Source organism: Sulfitobacter sp. HI0040 (genome assembly GCF_001634885.1).
Taxonomy (GTDB): domain Bacteria; phylum Pseudomonadota; class Alphaproteobacteria; order Rhodobacterales; family Rhodobacteraceae; genus Sulfitobacter.
The window spans coordinates 1-13688 of sequence record NZ_LWEX01000087.1 but is presented as its reverse complement, the minus strand read 5'-3'; the positions used below and the strand labels follow the sequence as shown (position 1 = coordinate 13688).

The 13688-nt window shown below is 63.4% G+C and carries 16 protein-coding genes and 1 pseudogene; 9 read left to right on the top strand and 8 right to left on the bottom strand.

What is annotated here, in order from left to right; translation table 11 throughout:
• The 7 genes and pseudogenes from A3728_RS06950 to A3728_RS06920 all read right to left on the bottom strand — a co-directional run.
• Positions 1–230 (bottom strand): annotated as a pseudogene (locus tag A3728_RS06950) (YIP1 family protein); the annotation flags it as partial.
• Complete coding sequence (locus A3728_RS06945; RefSeq protein WP_236627968.1) at positions 230–1501, bottom strand: SufB/SufD family protein; 1272 nt, start codon at positions 1499–1501, stop codon at positions 230–232. The pseudogene A3728_RS06950 and the gene A3728_RS06945, both read right to left, overlap by 1 nt.
• Positions 1502–1509: 8 nt before the next feature.
• Positions 1510–2265: a Fe-S cluster assembly ATPase SufC gene (sufC, locus tag A3728_RS06940; RefSeq protein WP_067921505.1), complete on the bottom strand. Its 756-nt coding sequence runs from the start codon at positions 2263–2265 to the stop codon at positions 1510–1512.
• Positions 2266–2343: 78 nt separating this feature from the next.
• The gene (locus tag A3728_RS06935) at positions 2344–3156 is read right to left on the bottom strand and encodes a polysaccharide pyruvyl transferase family protein (RefSeq protein ID WP_236627969.1); all 813 of its coding nucleotides are present in this window, start codon (positions 3154–3156) and stop codon (positions 2344–2346) included.
• A gap of 5 nt (positions 3157–3161) precedes the next feature.
• Entirely contained in the window at positions 3162–4694 is a 1533-nt protein-coding gene (sufB, locus tag A3728_RS06930) for a Fe-S cluster assembly protein SufB (protein WP_443069084.1), read from the bottom strand.
• Positions 4695–4719: 25 nt separating this feature from the next.
• Positions 4720–5760: a cysteine desulfurase family protein gene (locus A3728_RS06925; protein ID WP_067921493.1), complete on the bottom strand. Its 1041-nt coding sequence runs from the start codon at positions 5758–5760 to the stop codon at positions 4720–4722.
• On the bottom strand, positions 5757–6218 hold the full coding sequence (locus tag A3728_RS06920; protein WP_067921491.1) for an Rrf2 family transcriptional regulator: 462 nt from the start codon (positions 6216–6218) through the stop codon (positions 5757–5759). Before A3728_RS06920 ends, A3728_RS06925 begins: the two co-directional genes overlap by 4 nt.
• Positions 6219–6389: 171 nt before the next feature.
• Here A3728_RS06920 and A3728_RS06915 point away from each other — a divergent pair, with 171 nt between their 5' ends.
• The 4 genes from A3728_RS06915 to A3728_RS06900 all read left to right on the top strand — a co-directional run bounded on the left by A3728_RS06915 (position 6390) and on the right by A3728_RS06900 (position 9256).
• Complete coding sequence (locus A3728_RS06915; protein ID WP_067921489.1) at positions 6390–7043, top strand: alpha/beta hydrolase; 654 nt, start codon at positions 6390–6392, stop codon at positions 7041–7043.
• On the top strand, positions 7043–7282 hold the full coding sequence (locus tag A3728_RS06910; protein WP_067921487.1) for a hypothetical protein: 240 nt from the start codon (positions 7043–7045) through the stop codon (positions 7280–7282). The genes A3728_RS06915 and A3728_RS06910 overlap by 1 nt, the downstream gene beginning before the upstream one ends.
• Complete coding sequence (locus tag A3728_RS06905; protein WP_067921485.1) at positions 7279–7863, top strand: HD domain-containing protein; 585 nt, start codon at positions 7279–7281, stop codon at positions 7861–7863. Before A3728_RS06910 ends, A3728_RS06905 begins: the two co-directional genes overlap by 4 nt.
• A 178-nt stretch (positions 7864–8041) precedes the next feature.
• The gene (locus A3728_RS06900; protein ID WP_067921483.1) at positions 8042–9256 is read left to right on the top strand and encodes an NADP-dependent isocitrate dehydrogenase; all 1215 of its coding nucleotides are present in this window, start codon (positions 8042–8044) and stop codon (positions 9254–9256) included.
• 66 nt (positions 9257–9322) lie between these two features.
• Here A3728_RS06900 and A3728_RS06895 read toward each other — a convergent pair whose 3' ends face one another.
• Entirely contained in the window at positions 9323–9562 is a 240-nt protein-coding gene (locus A3728_RS06895; protein ID WP_067921481.1) for a DUF6356 family protein, read from the bottom strand.
• A gap of 119 nt (positions 9563–9681) precedes the next feature.
• On the opposite strand from A3728_RS06895, the gene A3728_RS06890 reads away from it, so the two are divergent.
• The 5 genes from A3728_RS06890 to A3728_RS06870 all read left to right on the top strand — a co-directional run.
• Entirely contained in the window at positions 9682–10140 is a 459-nt protein-coding gene (locus A3728_RS06890; RefSeq protein WP_067921501.1) for an Lrp/AsnC family transcriptional regulator, read from the top strand.
• 15 nt (positions 10141–10155) lie between these two features.
• On the top strand, positions 10156–10488 hold the full coding sequence (locus A3728_RS06885) for a DMT family transporter (protein WP_067921479.1): 333 nt from the start codon (positions 10156–10158) through the stop codon (positions 10486–10488).
• 35 nt (positions 10489–10523) lie between these two features.
• Positions 10524–11432 carry a mechanosensitive ion channel family protein gene (locus A3728_RS06880; RefSeq protein ID WP_201722244.1) on the top strand — a complete coding sequence of 303 codons (909 nt, stop codon included), beginning with the start codon at positions 10524–10526 and terminating at the stop codon, positions 11430–11432.
• A 247-nt stretch (positions 11433–11679) separates the two neighbouring features.
• The gene (locus A3728_RS06875) at positions 11680–12645 is read left to right on the top strand and encodes a hypothetical protein (protein ID WP_067921477.1); all 966 of its coding nucleotides are present in this window, start codon (positions 11680–11682) and stop codon (positions 12643–12645) included.
• 135 nt (positions 12646–12780) lie between these two features.
• Positions 12781–13688 (top strand): GTP-binding protein (locus A3728_RS06870; RefSeq protein WP_150120675.1); only part of this gene is annotated, 908 nt, incomplete at its 3' end.

Sequence of the window (13688 nt, the reverse complement as noted above, 5' to 3'; positions counted from 1 at the left end):
GGCGCGATGAAGAGCCATGCCATCATCGTGGCGCCCAACAGCATGTTGAGTTCGACCCCCGCCAGATGTGCTTCGCGGGCCAGCCGCGGGGTCTGGGCCACGAAAAAGATGAGGCAGGCCGCCATCAGATAGATAAGCGCCCTGTCCTCCCGCGCGTCGCCCGACAGCAGCCGGGCGAACACCCGTCGCGGCCCGCGATAGGTGGCCACGATATCCCGCGAGGCCGCCATCAGCCGCGATGACGTTCGAGCCAGGAGGCGAGCCGGTCGTTGATGGCATCGCGCAGCTCTTCGGCGGCGATCTCCTCCACCGCTTCGGCGAGGAACGCGAGCGTCAGCAGATCGGTCGCCACATGCTTTTCGACGCCGCGCGCCCGCAGATAGAACAGCGCGTCCTCATCGATCGCGCCGGATGTCGACCCGTGCGAACAGGCCACGTCGTCGGCGTAGATCTCAAGCTCCGGCTTGGCAAGGAACTGGCTGTCTTCGTCCAGCAGCAGCGATTGGCTGATCTGGTAGCCGTCCGTCTTCTGCGCGCCGTCCTTCACGAGGATCTTGCCCTGAAAAACGCCGACCGCCCCGTTGCGAAGGACCTTCTTGAACACCTGCCGGCTTTCGCAATTCACCGCGTCGTGGGTGATGAAGACCGTGTCGTCATGGTGGAAATCCCCGTCCCCGACGCAGGCACCGGCGACATGGGCATTGGCATCATCGCCCGTCAGCTCGATGACGCATTCATTGCGCGTCAGCGCGCCGTTCACCGTCACGGTGAAGGATTTGAAGAAAGACTCCTCCCCCAGCCGGGCAAAGACATGCGTCGCGGCGCGGCGCTCATGGTCGCGGCCCTGGGCGCGGACATGGTGGAAATGCCCGTGGTCCGCCACATCCACTTCCATCACGGTATTGAGCCGTGCAGCAGCGGGGCCGTTTTCGAGCACGGTCACCTCGGCGTCCTTCTCCACCTTCACGCAGTAGTGCAGCATCACGTCGGAACTATCTGAATTCCTGCGATATATCAGGTTGACCGGGCGGCTGACCTTCCCGGTCACACGGATCAGAACACCCTCCTTCGCGAAGGCGGTGTTTACGGCTGCGAGCGGACGCTCCACGGGTTTCTGACCCCGCGCCTCAAGCGTGCCATAGAGATCACGCGCCCAGTGCAGATCGCCCTCCGCGCGGGAAAGCAATTCGATCTCCAGCCCTTCCTGCGACAGGTCGTCGGAGGCATCCGCGTCGAACACCCCGTCAACGAAGACGAGCTTCAGCCGGTCCATTCCGTCGAAAAGCGGCGCTTCGTCGGACTTGAGCAGGGCTGCTGCCACCGGCTCCGCCGCCGTCAGGCTGTCGGGGCGGGTGTATTTCCAGTATTCATCACGCCGCTGGGGCAGGCCCATGGCGGTGGCCCGGGCCAGCGCGTCTTCGCGCGCCGTCCGGCTCCAGCCCTCGGCCTCGATCCTGTGCTGGGCGATCAGGTCGTCGGTTTCGGATGTAGTCGCTTGCATGGCCGTCATCACGCCACCTCGGACAGGATGCCGGCGTAACCGTTGTTCTCGACCTCGAGCGCCAGTTCCGGACCGCCCGTCTTGACGATGCGGCCATCGGCCATGATGTGCACGACGTCCGGTTTGATGTGGTCCAGCAGGCGCTGGTAGTGGGTGATCACCAGAAAGCCGCGCCCTTCGGTCCGCAGCGCGTTGACGCCTTCGGCCACGAGCTTCATCGCGTCCACGTCAAGCCCGCTGTCGGTTTCGTCCAGCACGCACATCTTTGGTTCCAGCATGGCCATCTGCAGGATCTCGTTGCGCTTCTTCTCGCCGCCCGAAAAGCCCATGTTTACGGGCCGCTTCAGCATGTCGGCGTCGATCTTGAGATCCTTCGCCTTGGCGCGGATCACCTTGAGGAAATCGCCCGCGGACATTTCTTCTTCGCCGCGCGCCTTGCGCTGTGCGTTCACCGCGGTGCGCAGGAAGGTCATGTTGCCGACGCCCGGAATTTCGACCGGGTATTGGAAAGCGAGGAAGAGGCCCGCGGCGGCGCGTTCCTCCGGTTCCATGTCCAGCAGGTCTTCGCCTTCGAGCGTGGCGGAACCTTCGGTGACTTCATAGCCGTCCTTGCCGGAAAGCACGTAGCTGAGCGTGGATTTGCCCGATCCGTTCGGCCCCATGATGGCGTGGACCTTGCCGGCCTCGACCTCAAGGTCGACTCCCTTAAGGATCTGCTTGTCTTCTTCTTCGAGTTTGACCTTCAGGCCCTTGATGCTCAGCATGGCTGGCTCCTTTTCTTCAATTTCATGGCCATGCCGGGGCATGGCGTTTCTGTCTCTTTCGGCCCGGGAAGGGCTGGTTCAGGCGGCATGCTCCTGCCGGAGCTGCACGGGAAAACTGCGCCGAAGCGCGGCCCGCGCCGCATCGATGGCGGGTTGATAGGGCAGCGGCGCATCCGGGTCCGGCAGCGTGTGGTCTGCCACCGCATCCAGCGGCAGCGGCGCGCGCATGTCCCGCCCGAGCGAGGCCGCGTAGTCATGATATTTGAGCCGCCCCTGCCCCTTGGGGTCGACCCATGTATTGCTGACCCCGTATGCATCCGCGACCACGAGGCCATGGAGCGAGGAGGCAAAGACATGGCGGCAGCCCGCGATGGCCTCGCATACCTGATCCGCCGGATCGCGCGGGTCGATAAGCGTAAGCTCGGGGTGCGCGCGAACAAAGGCCTGCGTGTCCGGATCGTCCATCAGCGAGTGATGGGGCAGGAAACCCAATGCCTCCCGCCGCTGCCCGCCAGCGGGCCAGACGTCTGAGATGAGCAGCCCCGGGTCGCCGAAACTGTCCGTCTCGATCCCCAGAAGCGATGCCGTCACCGGCCCCCGCACAAGGGCGAATTGCACCTTGCCCATCAGCCGGTCCCCCCGGATCGCGCGCAGCGCGCCCGATCCCCAGATCACCGGACGGGTGTCGGGCGGCGTGCCTTCGGTAAAGACCCGCCGCACCACGTTCAGCAGCGAGCCGATCGCGAACATCTCCGCATCCTTCGGCGCGGCATGCCGCACCTCGCGGCCTGCAAGATGGCCGACAATGACCGGGCTGATTGCGTCGCCGAAGTTGGGCACCGCGTTCCACCAGTACAGCCGCAGGGGCGTCATATGATCACGCGCCGCCAAGGGTGCTACCCGACGGAACCTTCAAGCGAGATCGCCACCAGCGCCTGCGCTTCCATGGCGAATTCCATCGGCAGCGCCTGAAGCACGTCCTTGCAGAACCCGTTCACCACCAGCGCCACGGCCTCTTCCTCGTCCATGCCCCGGCTGCGGCAATAGAAAAGCTGGTCGTCATCCACCTTGGATGTCGTGGCCTCGTGCTCCACCCGGGACGAGTTGTTCTTCACCTCGATGTAGGGAACCGTATGCGCCCCGCACTCCGACCCGATCAACAGGCTGTCACACTGGGTATAGTTGCGCGATTCGTTGGCCTTGGGGTGCATCGTCACAAGGCCCCGGTAGGTGTTCTGCGCCTTGCCCGCCGAGATGCCCTTGGACACGATGCGCGACTTGGTGCGCTTGCCGAGGTGGATCATCTTGGTGCCGGTGTCGGCCTGCTGCATGTTGTTGGTGATGGCGATGGAATAGAACTCGCCCTGGCTGTCATCGCCCCGCAGGATGCAGGACGGGTACTTCCACGTGACGGCGGAGCCGGTCTCGACCTGCGTCCACATCACCTTGGCCCGGTCACCCCGGCAATCGGCACGCTTGGTCACGAAATTGTAGATGCCGCCCTTGCCGTTCTCGTCCCCGGGATACCAGTTCTGAACGGTGGAATATTTCACCTCGGCGTCTTCCTCCACCACGATCTCGACCACGGCGGCGTGCAACTGCGACTCGTCCCGCTGGGGTGCCGTGCAGCCTTCGAGGTAGGAGACATATGACCCCTTGTCGGCGATGATCAGCGTCCGCTCGAACTGGCCGGTGTTTTCCGCATTGATCCGGAAGTAGGTCGACAGTTCCATCGGGCAGCGCACGCCCGGAGGCACGTAAACGAAGGAGCCATCGGAGAAGACGGCGGAGTTGAGCGTGGCGTAGAAGTTATCGTTCACCGGCACGACGGAGCCGAGGTACTTCTTCACCAGATCGGGATATTCCCGGATCGCTTCGGAGATGGAGCAGAAGATGACCCCCGCCTTCTTCAGCTCCTCCTGAAAGGTCGTGCCGACAGATACGGAATCGAAGACCGCGTCGACAGCGACCTTGCGCCCTTCGGCAGGCGCGGCTTCGGCCCCTTCGACACCGGCCAGAACCATCTGTTCCTTCAGCGGGATGCCCAGCTTGTCATAGGTCGCCAGCAGCTTGGGGTCGACCTCGTCCAGCGACTTGGGCTTGACCGCCATGCTCTTGGGCCGGGCGTAATAATATTGTTCCTGAAAGTCGATCTCGGGATAATCGACCATCGCCCAGTCAGGCTCCTTCTTTTGCAACCAGCGCTCATAGGCCGCCAGCCGCCAGTCGGTCATCCACTGGGGTTCTTCGTTCTTTTCAGAGATCAGCCGCACGATGTCCGGGGTCAGTCCCTTCGGCGCGTAGTCCATCTCGATGTCGGTCGACCAGCCATATTTGTACTTGCCGCCCACTTCGCGCACGGCATCGACGGTTTCCTGATCGACGCCTTCCTTGACGTCCGTCTGCTTATCGACAATCGCATTTTCCAAGATTTTCATCCTTTATGCCGGGCTGTCAGGCGGCCCGCTTCGCGTGTTTCATGTACTTGGCGGTCCAAGTTTCGACGAACCGCAATATCTCTTCCCGGGTGGTCTCCGGCCCGAGCGACACCCGGATCGCGCTCGCAGCTTCTATTTCATCGTATCCCATGGCGCGCAACACCGCGCTGGCGCGAACCTTGCCGCTGGAACAGGCCGATCCGGCGGAAACGGCAAAGCCCGAAAGGTCCATCTGCATGACCTGTGTCTCGCCCTTCCAGCCGGGTGTGAGAAGGCAGGAGGTATTGGGCAGGCGGGCGCTGTCTTTCCCTACAAAAATAGTGGGTGATCCACTCTCCGCAAGGGAGGTCTCCAGCAAATCGCGCAGTTGCGACACTTCTTCCCACCGGCCTGCGGCCACATCCGCGGCAGCCGCTTCGGCTGCGGCACCAAACCCGGCGATGCCGACGATGTTTTCCGTACCGGAACGCCGGCCCATTTCCTGCCCGCCGCCCCGGATCTGCGCCTGCAGCTCCTGACCACGGCGCAGGACCAAGGCCCCCACACCCTTCGGCCCGCCCAGCTTGTGCGCCGAGACGAGCGCCATGCGCAGGCCGGAACCCGCGAAATCGCAGGGCAGTTTGCCGAAGCTCTGGGTCATGTCGCTGACGGCAAGGCCCGGAGGGAGCGACTGCAGAACGCCGGTTTCGGAATTGGCTGATTGCAAGGTGCAGCCGGCGGGATCGTCCAGATCGACCTTCCCATGGGCATCGACCGGCAGATCCTCCGCCACCCAGGATCGCACCGCATCATGTTCTATCGCCGCGCCGCGTAACCCACGCCCCCCAAGGGCGAGTGCTGCCGCCTCCGTGGCACCGGAGGTAAAGACGATATCCGCGTCCTCCGCCCCGAGGGCCGTGGCGATCTGCGCGCGGGCGCGCTCAATCAATGCCTTGGCCGCGCGCCCTTCGGCATGGACGCTCGATGGGTTGCCCGCCACATCCATCGCCTCAGTCATGGCGGCCCGCGCCTCGGGGCGCAGCGGGGTGGTGGCATTATGATCGAGATAGACCCTCATGCCTCGTCCACCACCGCGAAAAGGTTCGGCACCGCCGGACAGGGCGCCAGATCATTGGCGATGACATCCGAAAGCCGCGTCTGGTGCAGATAGACATAGACATGCGCGCTCAGCCCCTCCCACAGCCGGTTGGTCAGCGACTGTGCCCGGCTGCCCGAAAGCCCGCCCGACACGCCCGCACCCTTGTGCATGGCATCGAGCGTTTCATCCACGGCGGCCAGCACGTCGATCACCCGGATCTCCGACGCGGGCCGCGCCAGCCGGTAGCCCCCGCCGGGCCCGCGGACCGATGTCACCAGCTCCCCCCGCCGCAGCTTGACGAAGAGTTGCTCCAGATAGGGCAGCGAAATGGACTGGCGCTCCGCGATATCACCGAGAGAGACCAGCGCATCGTCCTTTTGCAGGGCGATGTCGGACAGGGCCACCATGGCATAGCGCCCTTTCGTCGATAGCTTCATCGTCCATCCCCTCCCGCCGGCGGCAGTCGATTGACGCCGCGCCGCGAAATGCCTAAGTGCAAAGCCTGTACGCGCCGCAGTCACGCAGGTGTAAGTTTAGAACCGTTCTAAGGTGCCCGAGCGAATTCGTCAACTATTCGCGGCCCCTGGAACCTGCATGCAGGATATCCCATGCCCGAGGTCATCTTTCCCGGACCCGAAGGCCGCCTAGAAGGCCGCTATCACCCCCAGAAGGAACGCGATGCGCCCATCGCGATCGTCCTGCACCCGCACCCGCAGTTCGGCGGCACAATGAACCACAAGGTGGTCTACAATCTACATTACGCCTTCTACAAGATGGGCTTCACGGTCCTGCGCTTCAACTTCCGCGGCGTGGGGCGCAGCCAGGGCGAATACGACCAGGGCATCGGCGAACTCAGCGATGCGGCCTCGGCGCTGGATTACCTGCAGTCGATGAACAACAATTCCAAGCATTGCTGGGTCGCGGGCTTCAGCTTCGGCGCCTGGATCGGCATGCAGCTTCTGATGCGCCGGCCAGAGATCACGGGCTTCATCTCGGTCTCCCCGCCGGCCAACATGTACGATTTCTCCTTCCTCGCCCCCTGCCCCGCCTCCGGGCTGATCATCAACGGCACGGCGGACAAGGTGGCCCCGCCCCCCGATACCGTGAGCCTCGTGAACAAGCTGCACGAGCAGAAGGGCATCACGATCACCCACAAGGAAATCGAGGGCGCCGGTCATTTCTTCGAGGATCCGCATATGGATACGCTGATCGATACCACCTCCCACTACGTGAAGCGCCGCCTGACGGAGACGTCGCGCTGATGGCGGACCGCTTCGTCGTCGAGATGGCCAACAAACTGGCCGATGAATGCCTCGCCGTGCAGCGCGAAACCGGCGAGGATCGTCTCTTCATCGAGGTCGGCAATGAACTGGGGGCCTCGTCCCAGACACTCGAAGAAGCCTTCCTGACCGCGATCCGCACCCGGATGGCCGAGCAGAAGGGCCGGGATTTCCTCGCCCGCAGGCTGCAGGCCCATCGCGACAGGTCCACCGAGGCGTGAGCACACGTCTCGACCGGCAGATTGCCTTTCTGAACGAGGCGGACAAGCTCAAGTCCGTTCTGCGTGGCACGACGCTGGGCGATGCCTCCCGCCGGGAGAATTCAGCGGAACATTCCTGGCACCTGACGCTCTACGCGCTGGTGCTGGCGGATCAGGCCGGGCCGGATGTCGATATCGACCGGGTGCTCCGCATGTTGATCCTGCACGACCTGGTGGAGATCGACGCGGGCGACAATCCGATCTTCGGCACGGTTGACGCCCCGGCGGTTGCGGCGGCGGAACAGGCCGCGGCGGACCGCATTTTCGGATTGCTTCCCGATGACCTCAGCACCGGGCTGCGTGCCATCTGGGAAGAATTCGAAGCCGCCGAAACACCCACCGCCCGCTTCGCCAAATCGCTCGACCGGTTCCAGCCGCCGATGCAGAACCTGATGTCAGGCGGCGGCAGCTGGGTGGAATACAACGTGACCGAAGAACGCGTGGCCGAACGTGTGGGCAGCGCCATCGCCCGCGGCGCACCCGGCCTTTGGGACTATGCCCGCCGCCGTATCGCCGCCTGGTTCGCAGCCAGGGCAGACTGACCCCTTCTCATGATCCCAAATACGTCGGGGTCCGGGGCGGCGCCCCGGTTCCCCGGCCCATCTATGCCCCATCCGGCAATTTTTGCCCGAGCTTCGGCATACAACGGTATACCACCTTCCCATTCACCGGACGATAGGCTAAACGCTGCGCAAACGCGTTATGCCAAAGGAGCATTTGATGTCGAAGATCAAGGTAGAAAACCCAATCGTCGAACTCGACGGCGATGAAATGACCCGGATCATCTGGGATTTCATCAAGAAGAAGCTGATCACCCCCTATCTCGACGTCGATCTCAAGTACTACGATCTCGGCATCGAGGCGCGTGATGAAACCGATGACCAGATCACCGTCGATGCCGCCCATGCGATCCAGAAATACGGCGTTGGCGTCAAATGCGCGACCATCACCCCCGACGAAGCACGGGTGGAGGAATTCGGCCTCAAGAAGATGTGGCGCAGCCCCAACGGCACCATCCGCAACATCCTTGGCGGCGTGGTCTTCCGGGAGCCGATCATCTGCAAGAACGTACCCCGCCTTGTGCCGGGCTGGACACAGCCCATCGTGATCGGCCGCCACGCCTATGGCGACCAGTACCGCGCCACCGACATGAAGTTCCCCGGACCGGGCAAACTGTCGATGAAATTCGTCGGCGAAGACGGCACCGTGATGGAGGAAGAGGTCTTCGACGCGCCCTCCTCCGGCGTTTACATGGGGATGTATAACCTCGACGAATCCATCAAGGATTTCGCCCGCGCCTCGATGAACTACGGCCTCAAGCGCGGCTATCCCGTCTACCTGTCCACCAAGAACACCATCCTCAAGAACTACGACGGCCAGTTCATGATCCTGTTCCAGCAGGTCTTCGACGAAGAGTTCAAGGACAAGTTCGCCGAAGCGGGCATCACCTACGAACACCGCCTGATCGACGACATGGTCGCGGCGGCGATGAAGTGGTCGGGCGGCTATGTTTGGGCCTGCAAGAACTACGACGGCGACGTGCAGTCCGACACCGTGGCGCAGGGCTTCGGCTCGCTGGGCCTGATGACATCGCAGCTGATGACGCCCGATGGCAAGATCGTGGAAGCCGAGGCCGCGCACGGCACGGTCACGCGCCACTACCGCCAGCACCAGAAGGGCGAAGAGACGTCGACCAACTCGATCGCGTCAATCTATGCCTGGACCGGCGGGTTGAAGCACCGCGGCAAGCTCGACGACAACACCGCGCTGACCAACTTTGCCGAGACGCTGGAACGCGTCGTGGTGGATACCGTTGAAAGCGGCCACATGACCAAGGACCTCGCCCTGCTGGTCGGCCCCGATCAGAAGTGGCTCACCACCATGGGCTTCCTCGAAAAGGTGGATGAGAACCTGAACAAGGCGCTGCAGGGCTGATAGCCCCGCGGGATTGAATATGACCGAAAGGGCCGCCCCGTGCGGCCCTTTCCCGTTTCATACCCTTCATTCCGCCGGAACCGTCCCCCGCCCCTCGGGCCGTGGGGCCCGATGCGCCATGCGGGCGGCGAGGCGCTGCACGATATACCCCGCCGTCCTGCGGCACAGGCAGGGAATAACCGCATGCACCATCGCCGCCACGCCCGCCAGCAGCAGCAACCCGGCAAAGCCGAATGCGAAGCGCATGTGTTCGGTATAGCTTTCGTTCACCGCTGCCGGATGGTCGAGGAAGATGCGGCGTATCATGGGGCGTTCCTTTCCGTTCACTGATCGAATGAAAGGATAGCCCACCGGCAGGTTGTGAATTTCCCAAAGATCACGATGATACATTCCATCGCGGGAGAAATTTATGCTATATGCGTCATATGGTGGATATAGATGACGCGGATCGACGGATCCTGAAACAGTTGCAGCGCGATGCGGGCCAATCGCTCGACCAGTTGGGCGACGCGGTGGGCCTGTCGCGCAATGCCTGCTGGCGGCGCGTTCGCGCGATGGAGGCCGCGGGCATCATTCGCGGGCGTGTCTGCCTGCTCGATCCCGAAAAGCTGGGCCTCGGCCTGTCGGTCATCATGCAAATCAGGACGAACCAGCACGCGCCGGACTGGCTGGCGCGATTTTCTTCTGCTACACGGGACATGCCGGAAATCCTGGGAGTGTACCGCATGACCGGCGATCTCGACTATCTGATCCGGGCGCGCGTTTCCGACATGAAGGATTATGACCGTCTCTATCGCCAATTGATCCGGAAGATCCCCCTTTCGGACGTGTCGGCGAGCTTCGTGATGGAAGAGATCAAGGAAACGACCGAACTGCCGCTCTAGGCTCTGGGGGTTCTGATGCCCGTCTATCTTATCCTTGTGCTGGCCGTGCTGGCCGAAACCATCGGCACGACCGCCTTGCAGGCCTCGCAGCAGTTTTCGCGCCTTGTGCCCTCGCTCATCGTCGTGCTGGCTTATGCGCTCTCCTTCTATCTTCTGTCGATGACGCTGAAGGTGATGCCGGTGGGCGTTGTCTATGCGCTTTGGTCGGGTCTGGGGATCGTGCTGATCGCGGCCATCGGCTTTGCGGTCTTCGGCCAGCGGCTGGATGCGGCGGCGATTATCGGTCTGACGATGATCATCGGCGGCATTGCGATCATTCACCTTTTTTCCAATACTGCGCCGCATTAGGCGGAACCTCCGCCGGTCTGAAGGGTTAGCGGGGGATGCCTGAGTTGTTTGGATCGATGTGGAGCAAGCTGCCCGCCCCCCTGCGGGAGCAGCTCGAAGGATATGCGACGGGCTTCTGGGCCGTGCTGCCGCAGATCGTGCTTTCGTTGCTTTTCGTGCTTTTCGTCTGGCTGGTGGTCAAGGTCGTCAACTGGACCGTACCCCGCACCCTGCGCCGCGCGCGGATGCGGCGGGCCCTGATCGACGTGATCATGATGCTTTTGACGGTCAGCATCTGGCTCTTCGGGATCCTGATCGCCGTAACCATCGCCTTCCCTACGATCACGCCCGGCAAGGCGCTAACCGCGCTGGGCGTGGGCGGCGTTGCCATCGGTTTCGCCTTCAAAGACGTGTTTGAAAACTTTCTGGCCGGGGTGCTGCTGCTCATCCGCGAACCCTTCTCCATCGAGGATTTCATCGATTGCGAGGATATCGAAGGCCAGGTGGAGGAGATCACCATCCGCGACACCCACGTCCGCCAGACCGATGGGCAGCTCGTGGTCGCGCCCAACGCGATGTTCTTCAAGAACCCCGTCACCATCCGCACCGCCCGCGATGTGCGCCGCACCACGATCATCTGCGGCATCGCCTATGGCGAGGATGTGGATGCCGCGCGTGAGGTCATTGCACAAGCCGTGCGCGGGGTCGACGCCGTGCGCGACGACGTGCGTGACGTTGAAATCTTCGCACAGGAATTTGCGGACAGTTCGATCAATTTCGAAGTGACCTGGTGGACAGGTTCGCGCCCCATCGACATCCGGTCAAGCCGGGACAAGGTCGTCGCCGCCGTCAAACGGGCGCTGGACGACGCCGGAATCGAAATCCCCTTTCCCTATCGCACCCTCACCTTCAAGGAGCCCCTGCCGCTCACCCGCGGCGGGTCGGATGCGCAGGACGGCGAATAGGGGCGCCAAGTTCCGGTTTCCGGGGCTTTTTTGCCCCCTGTCGGAACTTTTCCGCTCATTGTCCTGTTTGGCTCTCACAACAAGGTGAGCGGTGATGCCCATGGAAATCCCCATGCGGTCGGACTGCCACCCCTGATAGTGGAGTTATTCGTAATGGGCGGAATTATCTATCTCGTCGGTCTTGTCGTAGTCGTTCTGGCGATCCTGTCGCTGCTGGGACTCGCCTGATATGGAGCGGACTGAAAAAATGACTGCTGCCAGCCAGCCGCGCGTCGCGCAGGATGGCAGCTACTTCGACTGGCCCGCCCTGTTCGGCGGTGCCGTAGTGACCACGGCCATCGGGCTGCTCTTTGCCGGTTTCGGCGCGGCTCTCGGCCTCAGCGCGGTGTCGCCGCTGCAGGGTGAAGGTTCGGTCGGCTGGGCGCTGATCATCGTGGGCGCATGGATCCTGATCACCACCGTCGTGGCCTACGCCGCAGGCGGTTATGTGGCGGGCCGGATGCGCCGCCGGATCGACGGTGCGAGCGCGGATGAGGTTTCCGCGCGCGACAGCATGCATGGTGCGGTCGTCTGGGGCCTTGGGCTTATCTTCAGCGCATGGATGGCCGCAGGCATCGTGGGCGGTGTGACGACAGCGGTCGGCAACGTGGCCGAAGGTGCTGCCAGTGCCGCAGGCACCGTAGCGGGCGCCGCAGGTGATGTGGCCGCCGCAGCCGGGGGGGCCGCCGCCGATGCGGGCGATGCCGTGGCAGACAGCGATCTGCTGGCCAATGTCAATCCGCTCGAGATCATCAACCAGCGTCTGCTGCGCGGGACCGAGGTGCGCGTGGATCAGAACCTCGACCTGCCGGCCGGTGGCATGGCGGTACTGGGTGATATCCTGCGCACGGGCGAGATCGACGATCAGGACCGCGCCTATCTGGTCGACGTGATCACCGAGAATTCCAACCTCAACGCCGCGCAGGTGGAAGAGCGTGTGGATGCGGCTGTCGCAGAAGTCGTGCAACTGCGCGAAGAGGCGCAGGCCCAGGCGGCACAACTGGCCCAGGACGCGCGTGAAGCAGCCGATGCGGCGCGCCGGGCCTCCGTCCTGACGGGCTTCGCCATCGCGGCGGCATTCCTGATCGCGGCAGCAGCCGCCATCTGGGGCGCCTCGCTCGGCGGGCGCCACCGGGACGAAGGCATGCTCTTTGCAGGCTTCCGCAGCTTCTGAGCACGCCCTAAGCTATGAAACGCGCCCCCGGTCCTGCCGGGGGCGTTTTCGCGTCGTGGTGTCACGCCACATTCCACTGGCCTTCCGGGCCGCCGCGGGTTATGCGCGCCGCAACTCCCTGACAGAGGCTGAATCATGGACCTTCGCAATATCGCGATCATCGCACATGTTGACCACGGCAAGACAACGCTGGTGGACGAACTGCTCAAGCAATCGGGCACCTACCGCGAAAACCAGGCGACGACCGAACGCGCGATGGACAGCAACGATCTGGAGCGCGAGCGCGGGATCACCATCCTTGCCAAGGCGACCTCGGTCGAATGGAAAGGCACACGGATCAACATCGTCGACACGCCCGGCCACGCCGATTTCGGGGGCGAGGTTGAGCGCATCCTGAGCATGGTGGACGGTGTGGTGCTGCTGGTGGATGCCGCCGAAGGCCCGATGCCGCAGACGAAGTTCGTCACCTCCAAGGCGCTCGCCCTCGGCCTGCGCCCGATCGTCGTGCTGAACAAGGTCGACAAGCCCGACGCGGAGCCGGACCGCGCGCTGGACGAATGTTTCGACCTCTTCGCGAACCTCGGCGCTGACGATGAGCAACTCGATTTTCCCCATCTCTATGCTTCTGGCCGTTCGGGCTGGGCGGATACGGACCTTGATGGCCCGCGCAAGAACCTCGACGCGCTGTTCGATCTGGTGATCGATCATGTGCCGGCCCCGGCGCAAATCTCCCGCCGCGGCGAAGACTTCCGTATGCTGGCGACCACGCTCGGCTCCGACCCGTTCATCGGGCGGCTGCTGACGGGCCGGGTGGAATCGGGAACACTCAAGGCCGGTGAGACCGTCAAGGCGCTGGCGCGCGATGGCTCGCTGATCGAGAATTTCCGCTGCACCAAGATCCTCGCCTTCCGCGGGCTTGGCCAGCAGCCCATCGATCTGGCGGAGGCGGGCGACATCGTCTCGCTCGCGGGCATGTCGAAGGCAACGGTGGCGGATTCCATCGTGGCACCCCAGGTAACGGAGGCCCTGCCCTCCCAGCCCAT